Below are 26,077 nucleotides of genomic sequence, written 5' to 3'. Positions count from 1 at the left end.
CGCGTACGGGCAGGAGACTGACATGAATCTACACGGCGTTCGCGCAATCTACCGATTTGAAATGGCCCGCATGTGGCGCACCCTGATGCAGAGTGTGGCCTCGCCGGTGATTTCCACCTCACTCTATTTCGTGGTGTTTGGCTCCGCCATCGGTTCACGGATGGGGGATATCGATGGTATCAGTTATGGCGCCTTCATCATTCCCGGCCTGGTGATGCTGTCGCTGCTGATGCAGAGCATTTCCAACGCCTCGTTCGGCATCTACATGCCGAAGTTCTCCGGCACCATCTACGAGGTGCTGTCGGCGCCGGTGTCCTACGTTGAGGTGGTGCTGGGCTATGTGGGGGCGGCAGCCACCAAGTCCGTCATCCTCGGTGCCATCATTCTGCTTACCGCCCGGCTGTTCGTGGACTACCACGTACTCCACCCGGTATGGATGGTGGCCTTCCTGGTGCTTACCTCGATCACTTTCAGCCTGTTCGGGTTCATCATCGGCATCTGGGCCGACGGCTTCGAGAAGCTCCAGATCGTGCCGTTGATGATTGTGACGCCACTGGTGTTCCTGGGCGGCACTTTCTACTCCATCGACATGCTGCCGGAGATCTGGCAGACCGTGACCCTGTTCAATCCGGTGGTCTACCTGATCAGTGGTTTCCGCTGGGCCTTCTACGGTGTTTCAGACATCCATGTGGGCATCAGCGTGGGCATGACTCTGGTGTTCATGATGGCCTGTCTCACCGCGATCTGGTGGATCTTCAAGACCGGCTACCGTCTGCGCACCTGACCATGGGTCAGCGGCGGCATTGGCAGTGGCAATACCTCAAGGCAAGCCTGGCCCTTTCGGTCAGCGGATTGCTTTTTGCAACGCTGGCCGGCTGCCGGCCGCCCCAGGCCGATTCGGTCGAAGAGCCCCACCAGACCCGGCCGCTTGAACGGACTCAGCTCGAACTGGTGTCCCGGGATGGCCAGCGCGCGACGCTCTCGGTTGAAATTGCGGCATCCCCCGCCCAGCGCCAGAAGGGGCTGATGGGACGAGAGACTCTGGCGGCGGATGCCGGCATGCTGTTTCTCTACCCGGCCCCGAGAGCGGCTGACTTCGGCTTCTGGATGTATCACACCCTGATTCCCCTGGATATCGCGTATCTCAAGGCCAGCGGTGAGATCGTGGCCATCCGCGCCATGGCACCCTGCCCCAGTGGCGACGATTGCCCCACCTACCCGGCGGGCGCCTCGTTCTCGGTAGCCCTGGAGGTAAACCAGGGTTACTTCAAGCGGCACGGTTTAGCGGTGGGTGATCGGGTGATCCTGCCGCCTGGGCTTCTCGACCGGCCATCAGCAGGTGCGCCTTCTGGCGCGTCTGATTGACTCTGGTTTAACTCTGGTTCAACTCTGACTTAGCGTTTGATCAACCCTTGATCAACCGTTGATCAACTACGTCGCAGATCCCCGGACAGCAGCTTCGCCAGGTGACGGGCGAAGTCGGTAATGCCGGCCTGAAGAGCCTGGTTCAGGCTGTCGGCCACGGTGTCGTTGAAGCGGCGAGTGGCCGGCCGTTCCAGAAACGACTGGTACTTCTCCAGTTTGGCCATGTCCAGGTTCTGGTAGGCGTACAGGAACGACAGCACAATGCCCTGTTCCACCAGCGGCCGGGAGGCCTCAATCTCTTTCAGGATCTGCTGCTGCACCGCCTGGATGTCCACCTCGTGGTTCGGCGTTTCGCCCAGCGTCAGTGCCGAGAACACCGCCGTGCCGGTGTAGGCCTGCAGCCCGATCACCATATCCGAAGCCTGGAACAGGTTGTCCAGCTGCCTGGCAAAGGCGACCCGTTGCTGGTCCCGGTACAGGCTGGGCGCGGTGGCGAACATCTCGGCCTGGGCCTGCTCCGAAGCCACCCGCTTTTCCGCCGCAATGATTTCCCGTCCCAGATCCGACTGGTACCAGGCCAGCAGCGTCTCGATCTCCGATTCGCTCAGCGCCTGGGCCAGGGACTGTTCAACCGCCGCCAGAATGTCGTGGGCGACGATGGTGCGACGGGCGCTGCTGATCATGGCATCAAACGTGGCTTCCGGCAGCGGATCACCCAGGCGCTGGGCGTGAACCAGGCCGGCCCGGACGGAGGCCGGTATCCGCTGTACCTGCTCCGCCAGACCTGAACGCTCCATCAGGGCAGTCACCGATGCGGTGCCGCCGTAACTGCACGGACTGAAGGCCAGCAGCAGCCAGAAACAGGCGGTGAACCTCAAAGCGGTCATGGCGGAACCTCCCGACGGTTGGGCTTGGAGTGAGTGGCCAGCGCTTCTCCAAGCATAGGCAGGAATATCGACGTTCGCCGTCAATTGGCCGCATCAGCACGCCTGATCCGTGCCTGACTGAGAATTTTCCGATCTAAGGCTCAACTCCAAATACCAAAAAAATCCTACTTTCGACTGGCAGCGATTACAGCCTGAAACAATACTTAACAGGCGGTTCACAATACCAATCAGCGGGTGGATTATGTCTATTGCAAAGATTTCTCTACTGAGTGGCGCGGTGATACTGATCAGCGGGTGCCAGAGCTGGCATACCCGCAATATCGAAGATCTGCCACCAACCGCCGCGATTCCCGAGACCAGCGAACCTGGCAAGGTTCAGGTCTACTTTTTTAACACCATCGACGGCGGTGACGTCATTGACATGACCAGCCAGCCCCAGTACCCCGATAACCCGGACGAAATCGGCGAACTCACCCAGCTGGATCTGCCCAAGGACCGTGGGGGACGCTACGGCGCCCTCGTTCGAGGCTATATCCAGCCACCCGTTTCCGGGGACTACACCTTTTACGTATCCGGTGACGATGAAACCCAGCTGTACCTGAGCAGCTCGAACTCGCCGGGCGGCGCGGCGGAAATTGCGTCGGTGCCCAGCTACAGCGGCCAGTACGAGTTCGATAAGTTCAGCTCACAAACGTCGGGCCCCCAGAGGCTGGATGCCAACAGCAAGTACTACTTTGAGGTTCGCTTCAAGGAAGGCGGTGGCTCTGACCACTTTACCGTTGCCTGGGAAGGACCCGGCTTTACCCGCCAGATCATCGATGGCTCTTACCTGCACACTTACGCCAAAACCACCACGGTTGATGACTCCCCGGTATCGGATGAAGGAGCTTACTCGCTAGGCTACCGCGTTGGTTTCCTGGATGGTCGTGAAGGCCTGGCCTTCAGGCAGGAGTTCCCTCCCCTGGATCAGGATCAGGACGGGCTCTATGACAACTGGGAGGTGGTCAACGGCCTCAATCCCAACGACGCCAGTGACGCAACGTCAGATCCGGACGGTGATTTCCTGGCGGCAGCGGATGAGTTTCTCATCGGCACCTCCGAAGGCAATCCGGACAGCGATAACGACGGCATCCCCGACGGTGCCGAGTTCGCCTTTGAGATGAACCCTCTCGATGCCACCGATGCCGCCCTCGATGCCGATAGCGATGGCTACTCAAATCTGGATGAATACCTCGCTGGCACCTCCCCCAACAGCGCCGAGGAAGTCCCGGTGGTTGAGGATGTGATGGTGGCCGGATTTACCGGGCAGTACTACAACGGTCGCGAGTTCGACCAGTTCTTCGCAACCCGCGAAGACGGCGTTATCGATTTCGACTGGGATAAAGGCTCCCCGATGAACGGCATGCCTTCGGATGAGTTCAGCGTCCGCTGGAGCGGTTCGTTCACACCGCCCCATACCAGTGGTGCGGTTCGCTACAAGTTCATTGTCCGGACCAACGACGGTGCCCGCCTTTACGTTAATGGCGAGCGCGTAGTGGACGACTGGCGAGATGCCCGTGAGCGGGAGAACCACTACTACACCGATCTCAATGCCGGCGAGCCGGTTACCGTGGTCATGGAGAACTACGAAGGTTCGGGGAGCGCCTTTGCCCGGCTGACCATTGAAGATACCACCACTGATCAGCAGGTGGATCTGATGAACACCGTGCAGTCCCCCGATCCGGCATCGACAAGTACCCAGGATACCGATTCCGACGGTATTCCCGACAGCTGGGAGCTGCGTTATGGCCTGAGTGCCTATGTCGCCGATGCCAGTCTGGTCAACAACACCAGCGGTATCTCCAATCTGGAGGCTTACCAGTCCGGGCTTGATCCCTACACCCTTGAGGACGTGGGAGGTGGTTCGATCATCGTTGATCCGGATCCGGACCCGGTTCCGCCACCCGATGCCAAAACCGTTACCGTCAGCTGGACAGCACCAGGCACCAGAACCGATGGTCAGGGCCTCTCCCTCAGTGAGATCAAGTCCTACAAGATCTACTACGGTCAGTCCGCCGGCAACTTGACCAGTTCGGTGCCCGCTTCCAGCGATCTCACGGAGAAAACCATTGAGGTCTCTGAAACCGGTACCTGGTATTTTGCGGTCTCGGTGGTTGATACCGAAAACAATGAGAGTGATAAATCAGATGTGGTGTCTGCAGACGTGAAATAATCCTGCAGCACCCGCCTGACACTGAAAGCCGCCCACATCAGGGCGGCTTTTTTATTATCTGTTTTTATGAAGCCTCTGATTAACACGCTTAACCGGAATTTCGATTATCCCTTTCAAGAATAAGCAGATCGCCATAATTACGTTTCATTGCTTTTCCCTCCCCCTTCGGGTGACTGATATTCGGTTATGTTTACGAATTGTTTTCTGTCTTGTCAGAGAATCTTACATATTCGACGAGCAGGTTTTTAAATGCCCTCCATATTTGTTGGTATTTCCATAATTAAGCAGTCTCTGGCACCAAATATGCGTAGGCATCAGTGAACGAATACGTACTGCGGTTATTTATATTATTACCTGTTTTTTATTATAAGCGGGTACGAGCTTGACGCTGTCGGGGAAGTGAAGGCTAGGCTCGGCTCCTTTTGCCACGGTGCTGCTGCGCCGGTGAGGAGATGTTCCGATGAATTACAACAAACACAACGATCTCAACGGCAGGCATTTGCGGATGTCGACCGTATTTCGGATGCTTTGGCTCGGCATGATTCAACCAGGGCCCGGGTTGTTCGCCCGGGCCCGATACGGGGTGGCACTGGCCCTGATGCTTCTGGCGACGCTGCCTGCACTTGCCCTGGCGGCGCCCACCCTGCAGGTCAGCTACCTGCCTGACCGCTCTGCCTCGTTTGCGTTGAACGGCAGTGAAGTGGCGGGCGACCTGTACATTCACGCCAGTCCAGCGTCTGGCGTCAAGCGGGTGCGCTTCTATCTGGATGCCCCGCCCCCGGCAGGTGCCTGGAAAACCGAGAACCTGGCGCCGTACGACTTCAACGGCACGGTAGGCAATGGCAACGGCAATGCCTTCGATTCAACCCAGTTGGCGGACGGCCAGCATGCGGTGTACGCCGAGGTGACCTACACCGACAACAGCCTCGAAACCCTGTCTGCAGCGTTCACCGTCAATAACGCCAATCCGTCCCTGACCTTCAGCAACAGCAGTGCCTCTTTCACGACGCTGGAAAGCGACAACAGTACCCAGACCACGTCGGTCACGGTGGATGCGACCTCGGCCTTTGCGGACACGGTGTTCCTGTCAGACGACGCCAGTTGGCTGACCGTTGACCCCACCTCCGGTACGGTTCCCCTATCGGTCACCCTGACCATGGACCCGGCTGGCCTCGCCCCGGGCAACTACACCGCCACCGTGACAGCCACCGGCAGCGGAGCAAATAGCGGCTCCATGCAGGTTCAGCTGGAGGTGATTCCGGATCAACCCAGCCAGTTTGAGCTGATGCTCAGTCCGTCTCCGGACCGCAGCAATCCGATGGCACTCAACGGCGCAACGGTCGTGGGCGACATCTATGTGTTTGTACCGGACCTGGGCAACGTCTCCCAGGTGCGTTTCTACCTGGACAATCCCCAGGCAACCGGCACACCCACCCAGACCGAGAACCTGGCGCCCTACGATCTTGCCGGTGGCTCCAGTACCCAGGCCCAGCCGTTTGATACCACCACACTGGCTGATGGCAGCCATACCCTGACCGCGGAGGTGGTCACCACGGACAACGGCACCCACGTGCTGTCGGATTTCTTCAGCGTCGCCAATGACACCCCAACGCTGTCGTTCAGTCAGGGCAGTCTCGCCGACTCCCGCCACGTGGACAACGCCACGGTGGCGGAGCACACCGTGCAGCTGACCAGTTCCGATGGCAGCAGCCCCACCTTCACCCTGAGCTCGGACGCACCCTGGTTGAGTGCCACCGGCGACTCCGGCACCACCCCGGCCACCATCACCGTGATCGCCGATCCCGCCGGCCTGACCGCCGGCACCTACAATGGCACGGTGACTGCCGAGGCAGCCGGACTGAATCCGGCCTCGCTGGCCTTCACCTTTACCATCACCGAAGGCAACCACGGCATTCTGGTGGCGCCCACCAGCCTCACCTTCACCGGCGCGCCGGATGCCGCCATCGCCAGCCAGACTCTTGACGTCAGCCATTCCCAGAGCAGCAACGAGCCGTTCACCATGAGCACCAATATGCCATGGCTCTCGGCCACGCCCACGTCCGGTACCACGCCGGAGCTGGTGGAGGTCAGCGTGGACAGCACCGGCCAGGCCTCAGGCAGCTACAGCGCAATCCTGACCATCACCCCGGCATCGGGCCCTTCGGTTGATGTGCCGGTCACCATGTCGCTGTCCAGCAGCGGCAAGTGCGCCCCGGTTCAGTGTTCAGACGTGCGGGTGGATCTGCCCTACCAGCTCACCTTCACCGAGGGCCAGGGCTACTTTGCCGACAAGAATGGCTGGGGCACCGGCTTTACCTGGCTGGACAAGCCCTCCAACGGCAGCGGCTACCTACCCGGCAACCTGGAGATGAAGTTCCTTGAGGGGGTACTGGAATTCACCACCACCGAGGGCATTCAGTACCGCACCGAGAACGATCTGGATAATGCGCTCGGGGTGGGGTTTGCCGCTCCCAACCAGATCACCCTGATCACCGCCCAGATGCTGGATGTGCCGGTCGGTACCGGCAACTACGAGCAGGCCGGGCTGTGGTTTGGCAACGACGAGGATCACTACATCAAGCTGGTGGTGATGTCGACGCCCCGGGGGCTGATCCTGCACTATCTGATGGAGCTGGGCGGTGTCACCGAGGCCACCAAGAACATTCGCGTTGACGGCCTCACCGACGCCGACATCACCCTGTTCATGGAGGTGAACCCCTACCAGCGCAACGTCGATCTGGGGTACAAGATCGAGGACGGCAGCGCCATCCAGGTGGGCACACTGTCGCCCCCGGATGAGTTCTTCAGCTTCGACGCCGCCGGTATCGATCCGGAAATCGGCACCCGCAGCTTCACCGGCATCTTTGCCACCCATCGCAAGGCGCCACAGCCTGCGGTGTACCGGTTCGACGAGTTCACCCTGCAGGTGGGCGGTACCACGCTGTCGCCCAACTCGGTGGTGGACTTCATCCGCCGCAACTACAACGTCAGCTTCCCCACCTCGATGGTGTGGGGCCCGGACGACCGGCTGTACGTGACCGAACTGTTTGGCACCATCCACGCGCTCACGTTTGATACCAACATGAACGTGGTGGACGACGAAGTTATCGATACCCTGGTCAACAGTGTCGGTAACCGCCTTACCCTCGGCATCACCGTCTCGCCCTTCTCCACCGCCTCGAACGTGGAACTCTGGGTGGCCCACTCCAGCCCCTCCGTCAACAACGGCGAGGCCAACTCGGGCATGGTCACCACCCTGGGCGGAGCCGGGTTTGCCGATGTGAACCATGTCATCACCGGCCTGCCCCGGGCGATTGCCAACCATTCCATCAACTCCATTCACTTCGGCCCGGACGACAACCAGCTATACATCGCCATGGGCGGCAACACCGGCGCCGGGGCGCCCAACAACTCCAACTCGGAGTTTGGCGATCGCGCCGAGCAGCCGCTGAGCGCGGCGATCCTGGTGGCCAACGTGTTCTCGCCTTCGTTCGATGGCAGCTGTGCCAACACGTCCGACATCTATGGGCCGCCGCCGTGTGATGTGGTGACCTACGCCACCGGCCTGCGCAACAGCTATGACTTCGTGTTCCACACCAACGGCAACATGTACGCCACCGACAACGGCCTGGGTGTGACCGGTACCTATCCGCCCACCCCGCAGCCTCAGTGCCTCGGGTTTGGCGATACCGCAAGCTACCTGGATGGCGGCCACAACCCCGGTACCCAGCCCGATCTGCTGCTACTGATCGAGCAGGACCAATACTACGGCCACCCCAACCCCTACCGAGATGAGTGCGTGTTCAAAGACGGCTCCTACCAGCAGGTAGCGCCACTGCCCAACTACGTGCCGCCGCTGTTCAACCTGGGAGATCACAAGTCGTCCAACGCCATTGTCGAGTTCCAGGGTGGCACCGGCTGCGTGGGCGAGTATCTCAACGGCCAGTTGCTGATCACCAACTATTCGGTGGGTGACGATGTGTTCCGCGTCGAGTTGGGACAGGCCGGTACGGTGGCCGTGGACGGCAGCCCCCTGATCACCGGCTTCAACGATCCACTGCCAATGACGGTGGGCCCGGGTGGCACCCTGTTTGTGGGTGAATTCGGCGGCAACAAGCTCACCACCCTGGTGCCCGTGAGCCTGGGTTGCTGGAGCACCGTGGCCAATACGCCAGTGCCGCTGCTGGACGCCTCAGGCGCCGCCATTGGCGACCGGGTCTACGCGGTGGGCGGCAAGAACAACACCGGCCATCTCAACAGCCTGTGGATCTACGACACCGGCACTGACAGTTGGAGCCAGGGTGCGGACCTGCCCGGCGTTGGCGTTGAGAACCCGGCGGTGGTCGCCCATAACGGCCAGTTGTACGTCTTTGGCGGCTCCACCGGCCCGTTCTCCGGTGCAGTGACCAACGCCGCAGTATACAACCCCGGCAGCAACAGCTGGACCTCATTGCCGCCGATGGCGGTGGGTCGCTCCGGCCCCACCGCCCAAGTGCTCAATGGCGAGATCTACGTGGTTGGTGGCATGGACGACAACGGCGCGTCCCTGGCCTCGGTGGAGGTCTATGACCCCGGCAGCCAGAGCTGGAGCAGCGTTGCGCCCATGCAGACCCGTCGCGACAATCCGGGCTCTGCGGCCGTGGATGGCAAGCTGTACGTCTTCGGTGGCCGTACCCGTGATGCCGGTGGCGCCACCGCTGATCCCACGCTGACCTCGGTGGAGATATTTAACCCCGGTACCGGCAACTGGAGCGCGGGCGCACCCATGCCCACCGGTCGCCGGGCGATGAGCGTCGGCACCCTGGACAACAAGGTGCAGGTAATCGGTGGTGAGCAGGACCCGAACACCGCCTCCGGCGTGTTTGAGGAAGCCGAGGAATACGATCCGGCCACCAACAGCTGGCGCAGCCTGACCAAATCGCCGGCACCCAAGCACGGTGCCGCCACCGCCACCCTGGGGGATCGGCTCTACATTGTTGGCGGTGGCATCTCCTCGGGCACTTCCTTCTCCCAGACCGTAGAGGTGATGCAGTACTGATCAGGCGTGGAGATAAAACGTGATGCACGGAGCGCATCACAACAAGCAGGGGCAAGCGAGTGGCGTCCCCGACCCGGTGGGCCAATGGTCCGGATGGCCGGGTCGGGAAAGACATTCAGTGCCCCGTCTGGTTGGAGCACCTCGGATCAGTTCGCTGAGCTACTGACAAAACGGCTGCAGTGACCGGAACATGCGGCGCTGCACCTCCGGCGCCATGGGCATCAGATGGCCGTACTCGTCAGCCAGTGTGAGCTGCGCCCGCGGCAGGGCGCCCACCATGTGTTCGGCAAACGGCCAGGGAACAAAGGTGTCGGCCCGACCCTGAAACAGCTGCACCGGTACCTCCACCTCACGCAGGCTGAACGGCCATGGCTGCCACTGCATCTCCAGATCCAGCATGGCGCCTTCCACACCCTGGTGCAGCGCTTCCTGCTGAATGCGGATGAACAGGTCGGCGCGGGCATCGTCCTCCAGCTGCTGACGGTCGCTGGGGGCCATCTCTCTCCTGGCCAGCTTGAGGTAGAAGTTAGGCAGTTCCAGATCCGTCCAGCGCACCACAGACAGCACTCGGTTTGCCAACGTTGGGCGATCTTCAAGCCACACCAGACCACGCAGCTGGAAGTCGTCCAGCAACTCCTTGCCTTCCGGCCAGTCGCCAAAATTGGTGTAGCTGGCGACCACTGCGACTGCCCGCACCCGTTCCGGCAGAGCGTGAGCGGCTGCCAGTACCATTGGCCCACCACTGGACCAGCCCATCAACGCAAAACCGGCGAGCCCAAGCTCGTCAGCCAGTCGCTCGGTGTCGGCGGCAAAGCGGGTGAGATCGTAGGGCTGAACCAGCGAAGAGCCGCCAAGACCGGGCCGGTCCATGGTGATCAGCCGAAAGCCATGGGCCTTGGCTGACAGGTGCAAAAACTCAATCTCCAGCCGACAGCCGGGATTGCCGTGGGCGTAAATCAGCGGAAAACCACCGGGGTCCCCTGCCTCCATCCAGGTGACGGTGCGCCTCGCGCCCGCAGGTGTCTGCCAGTGCAGGGTCTTCGTTGGTATCGGGTCCATCCGTACTCCTTGTATCGGCGCCAGACGGAACACCCGACTGGCGAAAGGTCCCTGGCGGGACCAAAACCGACATTGAAGCAGGTGTTGATTACGCCGTGAAGTCCTGTGCAGGTTGAATAGGTTGCTTGTCACACTTGTTGCGGCAGGAAGGCCGGGGTTCTTGACTCTAACGAGCCCATTGCCGAGTATCCGGCTGGAGCGTGCCTTTGCTCCCCTCCTACCGCAATTGGAGCGGATGGACCTGGGAGCGGAGGTGCGCTCTACCGTTTCAGTCTTCAGCCTGGTCGATCTTGATTGGCCTGCAGTTCATCGACCAAGCAGCGCCAGCCAATCGTCCGGGTTGGCGACAATGAACTGATACGCGCTCCCGTCCTCCAGCGTCAGCTCGATACCATCGGAGGTGACCGGAAGGATTCCACCCCCCTTGCCCCAGCATTTTTTAACCTCTACCACCGCGTTCCGGTCCAGTTTGTATGGACCAAGCCCAAATTCCTTGTTGTAAGGCTCAAAATGGATACTGCTTGTAGTGACTGAGAACTTGCCGTCGGCTTTTGCCACGCCATTCTGCACTGTTGCGGTGGCGGATTTGATGTAACCGTCATCCATGTCTTGATCTCCTGAAACCGGTTGCCACCCGACTAAGGCGTTTATTCCGGGAGTCGGATGATTCGATTCTGATAAAGGTCAGCTACTGGAAATATCATCGTATAGTCATCCCAGTTTAAGTTGCCATCCACAATGTCGAAGTTCAGGAACGTTTCAATCGACTGGTAAGGCTCATAGTCTGGATGTTTGGAAGAGAATATGAATGGTTCAAAATCAACAACCGAAGAATAACCATCGTTAAACTTTATCTCCAATACATGGCCAATTATATGTCTTGCAGATGTAATCAAAAGCTCTGACATTGACCACCTCTTAATCGCTTAGGAAGCGATACGATTTATACCAAGAAGTCGGAGAAAATCTATACGGCATGACTCGATGTGGCAAGAGTGAACGCGCAGCGACCGCGAAGGCTCAGGAAAACTGCGAGGATGTCGAGGACTGGTATGGAATCCTGACCAAAGACGTTGCCGCCCGTATTCGTGCCTGGGCCAAAGTCTATGGAATCCGTCAGTTTTAACAGGTCGGCGGACCACCCTTAACCGTCTGGCGTGAGTTGCGCCGCTTGGAGCATGCCGATGATGAGGTTGTAGAGAAGGCCCGACAAGCAGTGGATAAAAGCGATTGGGCTGGCTTTATTGAGGCGATGAATGACCCCTGTGCCAAACGGGCGGACCAGCCTATCAAAACCGCCAACTGGACAACTGGGTTGAAAATCGCCGCAACTAGGCTGACAGAGGGGGCTCGCGTACGTGCGGCTCTGCAACGAAAAGGTATTGATTGGTACGGAATCAGAACGGTAGAGCCCCACCACGACGGCACACCTCACTGGCACCTGCTCATGTTCATGGATAAGGAAGCTATTCCAGTAGCAAATCAGGTATTCCGCGAGCACGCACTCCAGGAGGATGGAGAAGAACATGGCGCCGCCGAGAACCGATTTGTGATAGAGGAAATTGACCCGGAAAAAGGTCGAGCCACGGGCTACGTAACGAAATATATCTCCAAATCGATCGACGGCTATGAGGTAGGCGAAGATTCCTACGGCAATGACGCTGTTGAATCGGCTGCCCGAATCAGAGCCTGGGCTAGTATCTGGGGTATTCGCCAGTTCCAGTTCATGGGTGCTCCAAGCGTAACGGTATATCGCGAACTCCGGCGCCTAAGGAATACGGAGCAGCTAAAGGAAGGGCTACTCGCAGATTTGGAACAGGCCGCCGACAACGGAGAATGGAAACGCTACGTAGAGTTGATGGGCGGTGTTTGCCTTCCTCAGAAGGACATGCCTTTACGAGCTCTTATGATCCCGAGGCCCAGCGAGACCAAATATTATGAAGTCGCGCAAAAGCTCCACGGCTTGATTGGTTCTGCTGGGAGAGTAGTTACCAGAATCTATGAGTGGACAATCAGTCGCAACACTCAGTCTGAGGACCGCGACCAGGCTATCGAGCTTGGGGGAGTTGCAGTAAGAGGCGCGAACGCGCCTCCTTGGAGTTCTGTCAATAACTGTACGCTGCACAAGCAACCTGCGTGAACCAGTCTTCGATCACTATGGTCGCAAAGCGAACATTCAGGTCCGAGCCACTGATTTGAGGCTAAGGTGTGTCACACGCATCGGCGCAAGTCCAATGGACTCGTGGTTCGGGTAGTGAATGCGCGGGGACCGGAGGAAAATCCAACAGCCGATTGTCGCCAAAGTGGCTAGGTCTCGAACTGCGTTCATCCAGACCAAGCTGAGAGGGTGACTCCAGTGTGCATGGTTTGTGTGTTGAATGGCGCCCTTTTCTGTTCTGCTAGCGTCAAATGGAGGTTTCAACCGCCAGTTCCTGCTCCAGCCAGTCGACGAAGGTTGCCACCCGCGCCCAGCGTTCTTTGTGCGGCGGGATACTTAGGAAGTAACGTGGCAGTGGCGGCAACTGGGTTTCGTCGATTTCGAACGGCACGCACAACTCACCGCTTTCCAGCATACCCTCGGCATTGATGCGGTTGCCGAGGGCAACCCCAAGGCCTTGAGCCGCAGCCTCAAAGGCGTGAAGGGAATAGCCCACCGACAGAAACGGTTGGTCCTTGACCCAGGGGAAATCCGCTAGGATCGACTTCCAGGAATTCAGCCGGCGCTCGGTCTCGATCAGGGTCAGGCCACGCAAGTCCTCGATGGATCTCAGGTCGTGTTTATGGGCGTACTCGTGACTCGTCAGCGCCACTACTTCGTCATTCAGTAACAGGCGCGTGGTGAAGTGCGGGTCCTCTTCGAAGCGGTATTCAATCGCGATGTCTATGCCCTTCTCTTCCGGCGCCAAAATCATTCGGTCGAGCAGCCGGACATCGTACTGGGGGAAAGCCTCGGAAAACCGTGCCAAACGCGGAATCAGCCATTTGGTGGTGAGCGATGGCGGAGCCGCAACCGTGAGGGTCTCCCGGTTTTTCTTTTGCGACGCGATGGCGGTGGCGCGGCCGATAGCCAGCAGACTGGGACGAATTTCGGTCAGGTAATCGCGGGCCACTTCGGTGAGCAGCAAGGTACGTCCCTTGCGGATAAACAAGGGTGATTCCAGATATTCCTCCAGCTTGGCTAGCTGATGACTGACGGCAGGGGGCGTTACGCACAGCTCCTGGGCCGCCATTCTGACCCCGCCCAATCGAGCCACGGCTTCGAAGACGCGCAAGGCGTACAGGGGTGGAAATTTGTACATAGTCCTCACCTTCAGTCGATGTTCGAGCAGCCATCACCTCAGAAAGCCGCGCCCGCGCGGGCCGGTCAGCGATCAGCTGCCTAGCCTTACGATCGATCGAACTGTAAAAAAAATATTTACTAGCAGCAAATAAAAAGTAAATTTTTTTTCGTCGGAGAAGTTTTTATAGTCCAGAGGTAGACCAAAAGTCATCCAATTCTGGATCTCTTAAACATTCGGCGGAGGTAAACATGCGGCCACTGGAAGGATTGCTGGTTGTATCCATTGAGCAGGCTCTTGCGGCCCCATTGTGCACGGCCAGACTGGTGGAGGCTGGCGCCAGGGTTATTAAGGTTGAGCGGGCAGAGGGTGATTTTGCCCGGGACTATGACCGGGCCGCCAACGGCTCCAGCTCATACTTCACTTGGACCAACCAGGGCAAAGAGTCGGTTGTACTGAACTTTCGGGAGCATGACGACGCCGAGCTGCTTGAGCAGTTGCTGTCCAAGGCCGATGTCTTCGTACAGAACCTGGCGCCGGGTGCCATCGCCCGGGCCGGCTTCGGCTCCGAGCGCCTACGCCGCGATTACCCCCGCCTGATTACCCTCGACATCACCGGCTACGGGGAAAGCGATGCGGTGAGTCATCTCAAGGCTTACGACTTTCTGATCCAGGCGGAATCCGGACTGACCGGAATCAGTGGCGGTGTCAACGAAATGGGCCGGATCGGGGTGTCCATTTGCGATATTGGAGCCGGCATGACCTCCCACGCCGCCGTCCTCGAAGCGCTGCTCAAACGTGAGCGCACCGGCCAGGGATCGGCCCTGGCGGTGTCCCTGTTCGACGTGGCTGCCGACTGGATGAGCGTGCCCTTGATGCACGAGGAATACGGCAAGGGCGCGCCGAAGCGTGTAGGGCTGAAACATCCAAGCATGGCTCCCTACGGTGCCTTTGAAACCAACGACGGCGAGCTGACCCTAATTTCGATCCAGAACAACCGAGAGTGGCCACGCTTTTGCGACATCGTGCTGAGCGATCCAGCTCTGGCCGACGATGCCCGTTTTCAGTCCAACAACGACCGGGTTGTCCATCGAGATGAGCTGGAGCAGCTGATTACATCAGTAACCCGCACTATCAGCCAGAACGAATTCAAGGCCCGGCTCAGTAAAGCCGGCATCGCCTTCGGGGCAGTCAACAGCGTGGCCGCCCTGGGCCAGCACCCGGCACTGCGGCGCCGGAATGTCGGCACGGATTCAGGTTCCATGGTCAGCATTCCGGCGCAGCCCATTCGCTGGCTGGATGCAGGTGGGGAAGCCACAACGGCGGCTGCCCCGGCCACCGGGTCTGATACCGAACGGGTTCGCCAGGAATTTTCCAAGCAGCAGTTAGAGGAAACTTCAAATGTCTGACACCAACGTGATGAACTGGCTGGGTCGCAGTGAAACCTTCGATGACGAACTGCGCCTGCAGCCCGTTCGGTTCATGGAAGCAACATTGGATCGGGACGCCGTGCTGAAAAAAGGCGACGAACTGCCGCCTCTGTGGCACTGGCTGTATTTTCTGGAGGCCAAGCCGGCCTCGTTACTGGGCCGGGACGGCCATCCGAGAAAAGGTGGGTTCCTGCCCCCGGTGGATCTGCCTCGTAGGATGTGGGCGGGTGGCCGTTTCGAATTCATCGCGCCGCTGCGCCTCGGCGAGCCAGTGCGGAAGGTGTCCACCATTCGCAACATCTCCCATAAAGAAGGCCGCACTGGCGTCCTGTGCTTTGTCACCGTGTTGCACGAAATTTATTCCGGAAGCCATCTGGCCTTTACTGAAGAGCAGGACATCGTGTACCGCGAAGATCCCGCCGCCGACGCACCCCAGCCTGCTCCTAAGCTGGCGCCGGACAATGCGGAAGTGGTGGAAGAGGTATCGCCCACCGAAGTGATGCTGTATCGCTATTCGGCTCTCACTTTTAATGGCCATCGCATTCATTACGACGTCGACTATGCCCGCGACGTGGAAGGCTACGAGGGCCTGGTATTCCATGGACCGTTGACCGCTACCTTGCTGGTGGACCTGGCTGCACGAACCATGGGGCGCAATCCCGACAGCTTTAATTTCAGGGGGCTGGCACCAATCACCGCCAACCACCCGTTCCGGATTGAAGGCCGGCGCGAAGGCGATGTCATGAAACTATGGGCCCGCCGTCACGACGATGCGCTTGCCATGCAGGCAGAAGCCGTGTTCCAGGATCAGGAGTGAGGTGACGCTATGAGCCAATCCGTTTTTTCCAAGCAGTTCTGCACCTGGGCCACCACGCCGGAGCTGGCCCTGTGCGAGGAGGCGCAGTCGGTTGCCCGGTTCAGTTTGGTCGATACGCTGGCTTGCATGTTCCTCGGCCGTGACATGCATCAGCCCAAGGCAGTGGCTGCGGCCCTCGACGAGGACGGCGACGGCGGTGCGGTGGTGTCCGTGGGTGGTGGTCGCGCCCACAGCTTGAGCGCCGCCGCGCTGCTCAACGGCGCCCGTGTGCACGCACTGGATTTCGACGATTACGAATTGTCCGGTTCCAGCCACGCCAGCGGCCCTCTGTTCAGCGCCTTGTTTAGCTTAGCGGTGGCCCGGAACTTGACGCTCAGGGAAGTGTGTGACGCCTGGTTGGTTGGCCACGAAGCCGTGGTTCAAATGGGGCAGGCCTTGGGGTACGGCCATTACGACAAAGGCTGGCATTCGACGCTGACTTTAGGCCCCGTCGGTGTTGCTGCCGGGGTCAGCCGTGCGCTGAACCTCACCAGCCAGCAAATGGCCAACGCCATGGCTTTGGCGTCCAGCTCCTCAGCCGGCACCCTGCGACAGACCGGCTCCCATGCGAAAGCCATCCACGAAGGCCTAGCTGCCCAGGCAGGCCTGCGGGCGGCACTGATGGCCAAGGCCGGCGCGACGGCCAATACCGACTTGTGGGACATTCCCTCGGGCTTTATCCACCTATACGGCACCAACAGTTCGCCGGGATTCGATCAGGCCATGGCCCGCGCGCAGCTTGGCCAGGGCGTTCGCCTTTTCCCCGTCATCCGTAAACTCTGGCCGAGCTGCGCCTATACCCAGCGACCGATACAGAGTGGCGAAAACCTTTCTCGTCAGCTGGTGCCGGGTGACGCCATTGTCCGCATTCAGTACCGGATCCCGCGGCCTTTTTATCAGGTGGCCCGTTTTGGTTTGCCCGAAAACGATGCCGAGGCGCGGTTCTCAGTGCCCTATTGCGTGGCGGCGGGCCTGCTTCGGGGTCATGTAACCCCGGCTGATTTCGAAGAGCAGGCGTTTCGTGATGACCGCCTACGTACCCTGGCCGCGATGGTGGAGTTGGATCTCTACGAATTGCCGGAAGGCCACTCCGGTGATATTGGGCCCAGCAGCCCGGAGACCTTGGTGGTCACCTTGGCAAGTGGCACCCAGCTCACCGCCCAGGGATTGGCGGTGCCGGGTGGCGCCGAACGGCCTATGACCGAGGACCAGTTGTTGCAGAAAGTGTGTGACTGCGGACTGCCAGCCGAACAGGCCAGAGCCCTGCTTCAGGATCAGGAAAGCACAGTTCTGGCGGCCACCGATCTGTTCAAAACAGCACAGCAGACAACGGTATCCGGACTGGCTCCCGTGGAGGAAATATCATGAAAACCCCAGGAATCATGCGCTCACTTCTGTACGTGCCAGGCCAAAACGACAAGCTGGTTTCCAAAGCTGTCGTCGGTGCCGCAGATGTCATCGTGCTCGATCTGGAAGATGCAGTGCCGGCGAGCAGTAAACCGGAGGCCCGTCAGGCTCTCGCAGGCCACTGCGAGCGGATACGCGCGGCCGGCAAGCAGTCCGCGGTGCGGGTCAACGCGCCCGATGAGCTGCTGGCACTGGACCTGCCAGCCGTAATCGATGCTGGCTGCGACCTGTTGGTCTTGCCGAAGGTGGAATCTGCCAAACAAGTGCAGCATGTCGCTGCGACACTGGCCGACACAGAGATCGGCATTATCGGGCTGGTAGAAAGCCCGGCCGGTCTGCTCAACGCGCCGGAAATCGCTTCTGCCGATGCCCGTCTGCTGGCACTGAGCATCGGTACCGAAGACCTGTCGTTCGATATGGGCATGACTCCCTGCTGGGACAGCCTGCTGGTACCCACCATGCAGGTGAACATCGCATGTAAGGCTGCGGGCATTGAGCTGCTCGGTTACGTCGGCAGCATAGCCGAGTTTCGCGATATTGATGCTTTTGAGGCCAGCGTCAGCCGTTCGCTGACCTTGGGCATTGTTGGTGGCTTTGCCATTCACCCGGCTCAGATCGAGGTGCTTAACCGTCTGTTCTCGCCGGATGCTGCTGACGTGGCGCAGGCCCAGCGCATCGTGGCTGCCTTCGAGCAGGCGAAGCGGGATCATCTTGGAGTAGCAGCGGTAGACGGCAAGATGATTGACCTGCCGGTGGCCCTGCGGGCGGAGCGGCTACTGGCCCGGCAGGCGCTGGTAACCGGAAAACAGGACAAGCCGTAGGCCATAAAGCCAGACATATCTGGCGAAAAATAAAGCCACTCGCTTCGGGTGGCAACCAGTGGTGCAGAATCATCCGGTTTATCGGTGAAGGATGGCTGTAATCCATAACGTTGGTTAGGTAAGAGGATCGACATCATGGCTAATACAATTCGCTCCCGTTTGACAAAAAAAATCGATCTGAGCGATGAAATCAGCAGCTTCACCTTTGAGGCCATAGACGGCGTTTTCGACGCGTTCGATGCAGGATGTCATGTCGATGTGGTGCTGGGCCCCGACCTGGTTCGAAACTATTCGGTCTGGGAGTGGCAGCAGGACCGGAAATCGTTCTCCGTCGCGGTGAAACGCGAAGACAACGGCCGCGGCGGCTCACTGGCCATGCACCATTTGCAGGAAGGTGCGGAACTTGAGATTGCCGGTCCTCGCAATAACTTCCCGCTACAGAGTGACGATCAGCCTGTCGTATTGATAGGCGGTGGCATTGGCGTGACCCCAATCTACGCTATGGCCAGCGAACTAAAGAAAGCCGGCCGTGAATTCCGTGTCTATTACCTGGTGCGTAGCAAAGAGCACGCAGCCTTTCACGGGTTATTCAAGGACTTGGATCTGGGCGCGAATTACCAACTCCACTGTGATGACACTGACGGCTATCTGGACTTACAGGCGTTCGTCCAGAGCTACCCGGAGAACACCCACTACTACATCTGTGGCCCGGAAGTGCTGCTCAAACGCCTTCAGGATGTCAGCGGCGAGCAGGTACGTGGAATTGTGTTTTTTGAACGATTCTCCGCTCCCATCTCTTCGGCAGAAGTGGACAACACCGCTTTCACGGTGGTGATCAATTCAACCGGCGAGCACATCGCCATTCCTTCCGACGAAAGCATTCTTTCGGTGCTCAATAGCAAGGGCTTCGATGTTCACTATGGCTGCTCTTCGGGGCTTTGCGGTTCCTGTATTACCGATGTTCTGGAAGGCGAAATAGACCATAGGGATAGCGTGCTCGATGACGAAGAACGGGCCGAAGGCGATTGCATGTGTGTATGTGTGTCACGTGCAAAATCTGAGGTTTTGGTACTCGATATGTAAGTTCAACCCATAGGGACAAACATCATGACCAGCATTACAAAAATAAGTATTTGGAAAATCGATCTCATTAGCCATGTTCCCTACTACATGGCCGGTGGCAAAACCTGCCTGTCGGTGCCCTCTATCATCTTAAGAATCGACACGGATGCCGGTATAAGTGGCTGGGGTGAGGTTTGTCCGATTCCCCATTACCTGCCGGCATACGCCGATGGTGTCATCCCCGCCATTTCCGAGATGGCCGAAGTGCTGATCGGTGCCGACCCGATTGGCCCGGAAGCTTTGATGAAAAAGCTGGACAGGCACCTGATCGGGCATGTGTACGCTAAATCAGCCATCGACATTGCGCTCTGGGACCTGACCGCCAAGGCCGCCGGCCTGCCGCTGTATAGTCTGTTGGGTGGTCTGCAAACCGAAAAGCTGCCGCTGTATAAATCCATTACCTGCACCGACCCCGACAAGATGGCAGCGATTGCTGAAGAGGGTTACCGGGAAGGTATACGTCAATTCCAGGTTAAGCTCGGCAGCGATAACGATTGGCGTCGGGACGTTGGGCGCATGGAAGCAGTAAGAAACGCAGTGGGCAATGGACCGCTGGTATTTGGTGACTGGAACTGCGGTTTTAGTCAGTTGGATGCCATTCGGGCCGGTCGCGCGCTGTCGTCGCTGGACGTGATGCTGGAGCAGCCTTGCGCGACTATTGAAAGCTGCAGCGTGGTGCGCCATGCCACTGGGTTACCTATGAAGCTGGATGAGAGCGCGCACGACATTCACAGCTTGCTTCATGGCCACCAATTGGGTTGCATGGACGCGGCCGCGCTGAAACTGTCGAAATTCGGTGGCATCAGTGCCACCCGCAGAGCCCGTGATCTGTGCCTGGAACTTGGCACCAAGATGGTGATTGAAGACACCTGGGGCAGTGACATCACCACCAGCGCGCTGATGCATCTGGCCAGCGCCACCGACCGGTCAGCCATCATGAACGTCTGCAATCTGGCGGACTATGTTGGCCCCAAGTTGTCCAGCGAAGCCTACTTCGTCAAGGACGGTTTTGCGTCGGTCAGCCAGGCACCGGGACTCGGTGTTGCCCCTGACCTGTCGGTCCTAGGCGAGCCTGCAATCGCGTTCTCCTGATCTTTCCGCTCCAGTCTACAAGCACCCGTCGTTGCCGACCTGCTGGTATACAGGAGCGCCACGGTTATTGGGAAAAATTCCAAATATAAAGGAGTATTTTCAATGTCTGATAAAGAGCAAGTGATCTTGCCGGAAGGCCGGGCAAACCGCATCGATACCGACTATGAATTGGGCCAAGACAACATAGAATCCCGCATTGGCCCGATCTTTTTTGACGTCCACAACCGAGTATTCATTGTCGCGGGCATTATCGTTCTTTCTATCGCGTTTTTCGCGATAGCTTTTCAGGACGCTGCCGAAGTGATTTTTGTCGCCATGCGTGATTGGCTGACGGTAGAGCTGAGCAGTTTCTTCATCATGGTGTCCAATATCTTTCTGGTGATCTGCGTTTTGGTGGCCTTCAGCCGCCTGGGGAACGTCAGGTTGGGTGGAACCGATGCCAAACCGGACTATGGGTATCTCGGTTGGTTCTCTATGCTGTTCGCAGCGGGCATGGGGACAAGCCTCATCTTCTTCGGTGTTTCTGAACCTCTGACCCACGCACTTGACTCCTACAACGGCGCCGTGGTGGGCGATAATGGGGTGCGGACGGACTGGAGTCCGCTGGCTGGAACCGCTGGAGATCAGGAATCCGCCGGCAGTGTCGGTATGGCGGCCTCGGCTTACCACTGGGCACTTCATGCCTGGGGTATTTACGCCTTCATGGCTCTTGCCCTCGCTTTGTTTGCCTTCAATAAAGGATTGCCGTTGACCATGCGCTCGATGTTCTATCCGATTTTGGGCGAGCGTATCTGGGGTTGGCCGGGCCATGTCATTGATGTAATGGCGATTGTGGCGACTATTTTCGGCATTGCTCCCACGCTGTCGTTCGGCTCCGCTCAAACCGCGTCCGGTCTGAACTACCTGTTTGGTCTCCCCGACGGCGACCTAGCACAGATCATCATTGCCATATTGATCACCGGTGGTGCCCTGGTCTCGGTCTTGTTGGGTATCAAGGCTGGCATTAAGAGGCTGTCTGAGTTCAATATGATCTTGGCGGCCATTCTGCTGCTAATCGTTGTGACGGTGGGGCCGACACTGCAGATTCTGGCTGGCATCAGCGACTCTTTCATGGCTTACCTGCGTTACCTGCCAGAGCTTTCCAATCCAATTGGTCGTGAAGACCAGAACTTCGCAGCTGGCTGGAGCGCCTTCTACTGGGCTTGGTGGGTGGCCTGGAGCCCATTTGTCGGCATGTTCATCGCCCGTATCTCCCGAGGACGCACGGTTCGAGAGTTCATGATTGCGGTGCTGCTGTTGCCCTCATCGGTATGCATCCTGTGGTTCAGTGTATTTGGTGGTCTGGGCCTGGATATGTACTTCAACGAAAGCTACAACGCGCTCAAGGAAGCGGACCTGCCTCTGAAGTTGTTCGTGATGCTGGATCGCCTGCCATTGGCGGAAATCACCTCCTTCATCACCATGATGCTGATCGTGATTTTCTTCATCACCTCCGCTGACTCCGGCGCGCTGGTGCTAGATTCCATGGCTGCCGGCGGCAAGATGGACACTCCGACACCCCAGAAGATTTTCTGGTGCATGAGCTCCGGCGTGGTTGTGGTTGCCCTGATCCTTGGTGGTGGCATGAGCGCATTGCAGGCAATGACCGTCTCAACTGGATTGCCGTTTGCTATCGTGCTGCTGATCGCCTGTTACTCGGTGATCAAAGGCTTGAGAGACGAGCCAATTTCGTCAACCGGCAATGAGAAGGCTGAGCCGGCCTACCTGCGCAACAAGTAGGATCGTTTCGACCGAACGACCCCGGGGCCTGTGCTTGCAGCTCCCCCCGGGGTCGACTTCTGCTCAAAGAGCAGCTCACAGCCCCCCTCCGGTATACGTTCGCCGTGCCCCTGACCGCCTCCTCCGACCGCTGCGTTTTCGCCGAGTTTTCGTCAGGTCATTAAGGCCAATCCCCGCCATGGTAATCCGCCACGCTCACATCTCCCAGCGTTGCTTGTTCTGCTGACGGTCTGCCGTCATGTTTTCTTGCCTGCAAAAGGGCCCTTGGTCGACTGACAATAGCAGAAAACACAGGCTACCCGGCGCGTTACTCTCGCCGAAACATCTGGTCAATAAAAGTAAATGACTTGTAAGCTAAAAATAAATTTTTTTATTGATAGTCCTGGCGTATCGTCAGAAATGTGCATGGATGCAGTTCGATTCGTGCGATCAAAAACGTCGTTAGTAATGACTTAAGTGCCTATTTTTAGTGAGATATTAGCAATGAGAGATCACAACAATTTAATCTACGCTCTCGAACCTAAGTACTATACCGATCCTGCCATTTACGAGAAGGAGAGGCAGACACTGCTGGCGACTACTTGGCAGTTCGCGGGGCACGTATCGCAGATCCCCAACAAGGGGGATTACTTCCGCCTGGAAGTGGCCGGCGAAAGCCTGTTTTGCGTGCGCGACCGCAAAGACGAGGTGCGCACGTTCTACAACGTGTGTCAGCACCGCGGTCATGAAATCGTGCAAAACGAGTCGGGTAACACCCGTATGCTGGTTTGCCCCTACCACACCTGGGGCTATGACCTGACCGGCCAGCTGCGTAACGGCCCTAATTTGGATTCGGTCAACGGGTTTGACAAAAGCAAGATCTGCTTACCTCAGGTTATCACCGAAATTTTCTGCGGCTTCATTTTCGTGAATCTCGACCCCAACGCCAAACCCATGGATGAAGTCTTCCCTGGCGTGCGTGAAGAGCTGCGTGAATTCGTGCCACAAATCGACGATCTGCAACCGCTTGAGTTCATTGAGATTTCAGAGGACTGCAACTGGAAGGTGTCGGTGGAGAACTACTCCGAGTGCTACCACTGCAGCGCCAACCACAAAACCTTCGTTGACGGCGTGATCAAGCCGGAAACCTACAACGTGAAGCACGTAGGCTATACGCTGCAGCACACCACCGAGTGTCAGAATCTCGAGAGTATGACTTATATGATTGATCCGGAGGCCAACGCCTATGCCACCCGCTATAAATCGTGGTTCCTGTGGCCTGGATTCTCCTTCCAAGTCTATCCGGGTAATGTGCTCAACACTTATCACTGGGTGCCCGCCGGTGTAGACAAGGTGAAGGTCTATCGCGGCTGGTACACAGTAGGCGGTGAAGAATCCGATGCGATTCGCCAACTGGCCAAGCAGGATTTCGACACTACCGTCGCCGAAGATCTGGTGCTGGTTGAGTCGGTTCAGCGTGGCCTTAAAAGCCGCGGTTACACAGGTGGTCCTTTGGTGGTCGATCCCGCCGAAGGCGTGATGTCTGAACATTCACTAATGACCATTCACAACTGGGTACGGGAGGCTCTCGATGACTGAACAATCCACTTTGCCGCGCGAACGCTGGCCGAATTTCGTCAACGGTGCCTGGGTCAACGGCAGCGCCAGCCCCATATCGGTGCTGGACCCCGCTACCGATCAGGAAATTGCCAGGCAGGAGTGCGCATCAGCGGAGGATGTGGATCTAGCGGTCCAGGCGGCCAAACGCTGTCATCAAAAGGGCGAGTTCCGACATTTGCGGCCGGTGGAACGCGGTCGGCTGGTCCAGCGTATGGGTCAGTACCTGCTCGATAACATTGACGAGATTGCTAGTGTCCTATGCCTGGATGCGGGTAAGCCCCTTTGGGAGGCCAGGCTGGAAATTGAAAGCGCGGCACGTTATTTCGAGTACTACGGAAACCAGGCCGAAACCTTGGAAGGGCGTTCGATACCCCTCGGTGGCCAGTACTATGATTTCACCGTGTACGAGCCCTACGGGGTGACCGCCCACATCATTCCATGGAACTACCCACTGGAGATGAGCGCGCGTTCGATATCGGCAGCCCTGGCTACCGGCAATACCTGCGTCGTGAAGACGCCGGAGCTAGACCCCCTTTCGGTTCGGTACATCGCCGAGGCTGGCGAGCATGTCGGTCTGCCGGCCGGCGCCCTGAACATTCTGTGCGGCTACGGTAAGGAGGCTGGGGCAGCGCTCTCCGGGCACGCGGAAATCAATCAGCTGGTGTTCACCGGTTCGGTGCCCACCGGCATCGCCATCGCCGAAGCGGCCGCCAGAAACGTGGTGCCCTGCGTGCTGGAACTGGGCGGCAAATCCGCTGCCCTAGTTTTCGAGGATGCCGATATCGACGCACTGGTAGAGGATGTCCGCTGGGGTATCTTCTTCAATGCCGGCCAGGTTTGCTCCGCCCTGTCGCGACTGATCGTGCACGAATCGATCTACGATCAGGTGGTCAGTCGCGTGGCGGAGATGGCGAACAGTCTGACCGTCGGGGCCGGCAGCCAGTTTCCGGAGTTCGGGCGCAACATGGGTGCGATGATTTCCCGGCAGCAGCGGGACAAGGCGGAAGCCATGTGTGGCAGGGCCCGGGAGGCCGGCGCCATAATTGCCGCGGGTGGTCAGCGCCTGGAAGGCAACGGTTATTTTCTGGCACCCACGGTGGTGGCCGAGGTCACTCCCGAAATGGAAATTGCCCGGGATGAGGTCTTTGGTCCGGTGGTAGCGGTTCTAAAGTTCCGCACTGAGGCTGAGGCACTGGCCATCGCCAACGGCACCGATTACGGCCTGGTAGGTGGGGTATACTCCGCCAATGTGCATAAAGCCATGCGAGTTGCCAGGGACATGAGAGCCGGTCAGATTTTCGTCAACGAATGGTATGCCGGCGGTGTTGAAACGCCGTTTGGAGGTTACGGCAAATCCGGCTACGGTCGCGAAAAAGGTCGCGAAGCTCTTTTTAACTACGTGCAGACCAAGAATATTGGTATCGCCATCAAGGAGTAGGACAGTCGGCCGCCGACGGGCCGATCTGCAAGCCTGTGTTCCCCTTCAAGCCTCGCCTGTTCGAGGCTTTTTTGGATTGGCCGAAGTGGAGAAACGCCAGTTTCTTGCCGTCTGGGTCTTTCACATCGGCGCCGTAGAACTGGTTGGGAATGCGCTGACCCGGTTCTGAGAGGACAGGCATGGAAATCGTCCGACTACGACCTGATCCTTACTCTATTCTGGAGCGGCCAGCGGTGGAGCTATCCGGCTGTCGAAATGGATTTGTATGCCCGGCGCGTTGTTGGTTGGGCGATGTAATCCAGCCCCAAAGCCGATTTGGTTGTCAAAGCTCTGAACCATGCCTGTTTGCAATTGGGAATTAGTTTAACGTTGTTTTGGCTCCTTTACGAAGCGCGAGGATCATCCAGCAGAATCGATGAAGTGCACCCCCGTTTCGCTCGGGTAATGCGCACATAAAAAGCCGGCGCGCCTCAGTCAGTTGAGCTTGAGAATTGAAGGCGCCCCTAATCCATGCCAAAGATGAAGACCAGTCCAAACCTTTGCCTTGGGCACTAAAAAGAGTCGTTAACGTCCTGATGTCAGACAATAACCGCAGCACTTTGAGATAACGAGGTAGAGGAAGGAGGGTCGCTGCCGGTACCCTCATTCGCTTTACCGACCAAAGTGAAGCAGTGATGGGATACCGACAACTGAC

The 26,077-nt window shown here is 58.3% G+C and carries 19 protein-coding genes and 1 pseudogene; 14 read left to right on the top strand and 6 right to left on the bottom strand.

Annotation, left to right across the window (positions count from 1 at the left end):
* Nucleotides 1–22: 22 nt before the first annotated feature.
* Nucleotides 23–784 carry an ABC transporter permease gene (locus MLD24_RS18325; protein ID WP_227175911.1) on the top strand — a complete coding sequence of 254 codons (762 nt, stop codon included), beginning with the start codon at nt 23–25 and terminating at the stop codon, nt 782–784.
* Entirely contained in the window at nt 748–1,365 is a 618-nt protein-coding gene (locus MLD24_RS18320; protein ID WP_248168559.1) for a DUF192 domain-containing protein, read from the top strand. The genes MLD24_RS18325 and MLD24_RS18320 overlap by 37 nt, the downstream gene beginning before the upstream one ends.
* Before the next feature lie 62 nt (nt 1,366–1,427).
* Here MLD24_RS18320 and MLD24_RS18315 read toward each other — a convergent pair whose 3' ends face one another.
* On the bottom strand, nt 1,428–2,252 hold the full coding sequence (locus tag MLD24_RS18315) for a DUF2059 domain-containing protein (RefSeq protein WP_248168557.1): 825 nt from the start codon (nt 2,250–2,252) through the stop codon (nt 1,428–1,430).
* Nucleotides 2,253–2,493: 241 nt separating this feature from the next.
* Between MLD24_RS18315 and MLD24_RS18310 the strand changes: the two genes are divergently transcribed.
* Nucleotides 2,494–4,464, top strand: coding sequence for a PA14 domain-containing protein (locus MLD24_RS18310; protein WP_248168556.1), 1,971 nt, complete (start codon nt 2,494–2,496; stop codon nt 4,462–4,464).
* A 460-nt stretch (nt 4,465–4,924) separates the two neighbouring features.
* Nucleotides 4,925–9,502 carry a Kelch repeat-containing protein gene (locus tag MLD24_RS18305; protein ID WP_248168554.1) on the top strand — a complete coding sequence of 1,526 codons (4,578 nt, stop codon included), beginning with the start codon at nt 4,925–4,927 and terminating at the stop codon, nt 9,500–9,502.
* 159 nt (nt 9,503–9,661) lie between these two features.
* On the opposite strand, the gene MLD24_RS18300 is transcribed toward MLD24_RS18305, so the two are convergent.
* The 3 genes from MLD24_RS18300 to MLD24_RS21755 all read right to left on the bottom strand — a co-directional run bounded on the left by MLD24_RS18300 (nt 9,662) and on the right by MLD24_RS21755 (nt 11,469).
* Nucleotides 9,662–10,561: an alpha/beta fold hydrolase gene (locus MLD24_RS18300; RefSeq protein ID WP_248168552.1), complete on the bottom strand. Its 900-nt coding sequence runs from the start codon at nt 10,559–10,561 to the stop codon at nt 9,662–9,664.
* 306 nt (nt 10,562–10,867) lie between these two features.
* Nucleotides 10,868–11,167: a hypothetical protein gene (locus MLD24_RS18295; protein ID WP_248168550.1), complete on the bottom strand. Its 300-nt coding sequence runs from the start codon at nt 11,165–11,167 to the stop codon at nt 10,868–10,870.
* Nucleotides 11,168–11,208: 41 nt separating this feature from the next.
* On the bottom strand, nt 11,209–11,469 hold the full coding sequence (locus MLD24_RS21755; protein ID WP_227175918.1) for a DUF2442 domain-containing protein: 261 nt from the start codon (nt 11,467–11,469) through the stop codon (nt 11,209–11,211).
* 263 nt (nt 11,470–11,732) lie between these two features.
* On the opposite strand from MLD24_RS21755, the gene MLD24_RS18290 reads away from it, so the two are divergent.
* A complete protein-coding gene (locus MLD24_RS18290) occupies nt 11,733–12,701 on the top strand; it encodes a replication endonuclease (protein ID WP_248168548.1) in 969 nt (322 codons plus the stop codon).
* 265 nt (nt 12,702–12,966) lie between these two features.
* Here MLD24_RS18290 and MLD24_RS18285 read toward each other — a convergent pair whose 3' ends face one another.
* A complete protein-coding gene (locus MLD24_RS18285; protein ID WP_248168546.1) occupies nt 12,967–13,860 on the bottom strand; it encodes a LysR substrate-binding domain-containing protein in 894 nt (297 codons plus the stop codon).
* 230 nt (nt 13,861–14,090) lie between these two features.
* Between MLD24_RS18285 and MLD24_RS18280 the strand changes: the two genes are divergently transcribed.
* The 9 genes from MLD24_RS18280 to MLD24_RS18240 all read left to right on the top strand — a co-directional run bounded on the left by MLD24_RS18280 (nt 14,091) and on the right by MLD24_RS18240 (nt 25,383).
* On the top strand, nt 14,091–15,248 hold the full coding sequence (locus tag MLD24_RS18280; protein WP_248168544.1) for a CaiB/BaiF CoA transferase family protein: 1,158 nt from the start codon (nt 14,091–14,093) through the stop codon (nt 15,246–15,248).
* Nucleotides 15,241–16,086, top strand: coding sequence for an HTD2 family dehydratase (locus MLD24_RS18275; protein ID WP_248168542.1), 846 nt, complete (start codon nt 15,241–15,243; stop codon nt 16,084–16,086). The genes MLD24_RS18280 and MLD24_RS18275 overlap by 8 nt, the downstream gene beginning before the upstream one ends.
* Before the next feature lie 9 nt (nt 16,087–16,095).
* Nucleotides 16,096–17,493, top strand: a complete 1,398-nt coding sequence (locus tag MLD24_RS18270) for an MmgE/PrpD family protein (RefSeq protein ID WP_248168540.1) — start codon at nt 16,096–16,098, stop codon at nt 17,491–17,493.
* Complete coding sequence (locus MLD24_RS18265; protein WP_248168538.1) at nt 17,490–18,353, top strand: HpcH/HpaI aldolase/citrate lyase family protein; 864 nt, start codon at nt 17,490–17,492, stop codon at nt 18,351–18,353. Before MLD24_RS18270 ends, MLD24_RS18265 begins: the two co-directional genes overlap by 4 nt.
* 135 nt (nt 18,354–18,488) lie before the next feature.
* The gene (locus tag MLD24_RS18260) at nt 18,489–19,436 is read left to right on the top strand and encodes a PDR/VanB family oxidoreductase (protein WP_248168536.1); all 948 of its coding nucleotides are present in this window, start codon (nt 18,489–18,491) and stop codon (nt 19,434–19,436) included.
* Nucleotides 19,437–19,460: 24 nt separating this feature from the next.
* Nucleotides 19,461–20,567 carry a mandelate racemase/muconate lactonizing enzyme family protein gene (locus MLD24_RS18255; protein ID WP_248168534.1) on the top strand — a complete coding sequence of 369 codons (1,107 nt, stop codon included), beginning with the start codon at nt 19,461–19,463 and terminating at the stop codon, nt 20,565–20,567.
* Between the two features lie 102 nt (nt 20,568–20,669).
* Complete coding sequence (locus tag MLD24_RS18250; RefSeq protein ID WP_248168532.1) at nt 20,670–22,346, top strand: BCCT family transporter; 1,677 nt, start codon at nt 20,670–20,672, stop codon at nt 22,344–22,346.
* 483 nt (nt 22,347–22,829) lie between these two features.
* Nucleotides 22,830–23,924, top strand: coding sequence for an aromatic ring-hydroxylating oxygenase subunit alpha (locus MLD24_RS18245; RefSeq protein ID WP_248168531.1), 1,095 nt, complete (start codon nt 22,830–22,832; stop codon nt 23,922–23,924).
* Nucleotides 23,917–25,383, top strand: a complete 1,467-nt coding sequence (locus MLD24_RS18240) for an aldehyde dehydrogenase family protein (RefSeq protein ID WP_248168529.1) — start codon at nt 23,917–23,919, stop codon at nt 25,381–25,383. The genes MLD24_RS18245 and MLD24_RS18240 overlap by 8 nt, the downstream gene beginning before the upstream one ends.
* A 79-nt stretch (nt 25,384–25,462) precedes the next feature.
* Here the strand turns inward: MLD24_RS18240 and MLD24_RS21705 are convergent.
* Nucleotides 25,463–25,549 (bottom strand): annotated as a pseudogene (locus MLD24_RS21705) (VOC family protein); the annotation flags it as partial.
* Nucleotides 25,550–26,077: the final 528 nt, after the last annotated feature.

The sequence above is a fragment of the Marinobacter xestospongiae genome, assembly GCF_023156385.1.
GTDB lineage: Bacteria > Pseudomonadota > Gammaproteobacteria > Pseudomonadales > Oleiphilaceae > Marinobacter > Marinobacter xestospongiae.
This window is presented reverse-complemented; position numbering and strand designations above follow the sequence as displayed.

Coding starts and splice junctions, on each gene's coding strand:
- MLD24_RS18265 (WP_248168538.1), top strand. CDS start 17,490: ATGAAAACCCCAGGAATCATGCGCTCACTTCTGTACGTGCCAGGCCAA.
- MLD24_RS18310 (WP_248168556.1), top strand. CDS start 2,494: ATGTCTATTGCAAAGATTTCTCTACTGAGTGGCGCGGTGATACTGATC.
- MLD24_RS18275 (WP_248168542.1), top strand. CDS start 15,241: ATGTCTGACACCAACGTGATGAACTGGCTGGGTCGCAGTGAAACCTTC.
- MLD24_RS18305 (WP_248168554.1), top strand. CDS start 4,925: ATGAATTACAACAAACACAACGATCTCAACGGCAGGCATTTGCGGATG.
- MLD24_RS18280 (WP_248168544.1), top strand. CDS start 14,091: ATGCGGCCACTGGAAGGATTGCTGGTTGTATCCATTGAGCAGGCTCTT.
- MLD24_RS18245 (WP_248168531.1), top strand. CDS start 22,830: ATGAGAGATCACAACAATTTAATCTACGCTCTCGAACCTAAGTACTAT.
- MLD24_RS18295 (WP_248168550.1), bottom strand. CDS start 11,167: ATGGATGACGGTTACATCAAATCCGCCACCGCAACAGTGCAGAATGGC.
- MLD24_RS18325 (WP_227175911.1), top strand. CDS start 23: ATGAATCTACACGGCGTTCGCGCAATCTACCGATTTGAAATGGCCCGC.
- MLD24_RS18270 (WP_248168540.1), top strand. CDS start 16,096: ATGAGCCAATCCGTTTTTTCCAAGCAGTTCTGCACCTGGGCCACCACG.
- MLD24_RS18250 (WP_248168532.1), top strand. CDS start 20,670: ATGTCTGATAAAGAGCAAGTGATCTTGCCGGAAGGCCGGGCAAACCGC.
- MLD24_RS18300 (WP_248168552.1), bottom strand. CDS start 10,561: ATGGACCCGATACCAACGAAGACCCTGCACTGGCAGACACCTGCGGGC.
- MLD24_RS18315 (WP_248168557.1), bottom strand. CDS start 2,252: ATGACCGCTTTGAGGTTCACCGCCTGTTTCTGGCTGCTGCTGGCCTTC.
- MLD24_RS18255 (WP_248168534.1), top strand. CDS start 19,461: ATGACCAGCATTACAAAAATAAGTATTTGGAAAATCGATCTCATTAGC.
- MLD24_RS18240 (WP_248168529.1), top strand. CDS start 23,917: ATGACTGAACAATCCACTTTGCCGCGCGAACGCTGGCCGAATTTCGTC.
- MLD24_RS21755 (WP_227175918.1), bottom strand. CDS start 11,469: ATGTCAGAGCTTTTGATTACATCTGCAAGACATATAATTGGCCATGTA.
- MLD24_RS18260 (WP_248168536.1), top strand. CDS start 18,489: ATGGCTAATACAATTCGCTCCCGTTTGACAAAAAAAATCGATCTGAGC.
- MLD24_RS18285 (WP_248168546.1), bottom strand. CDS start 13,860: ATGTACAAATTTCCACCCCTGTACGCCTTGCGCGTCTTCGAAGCCGTG.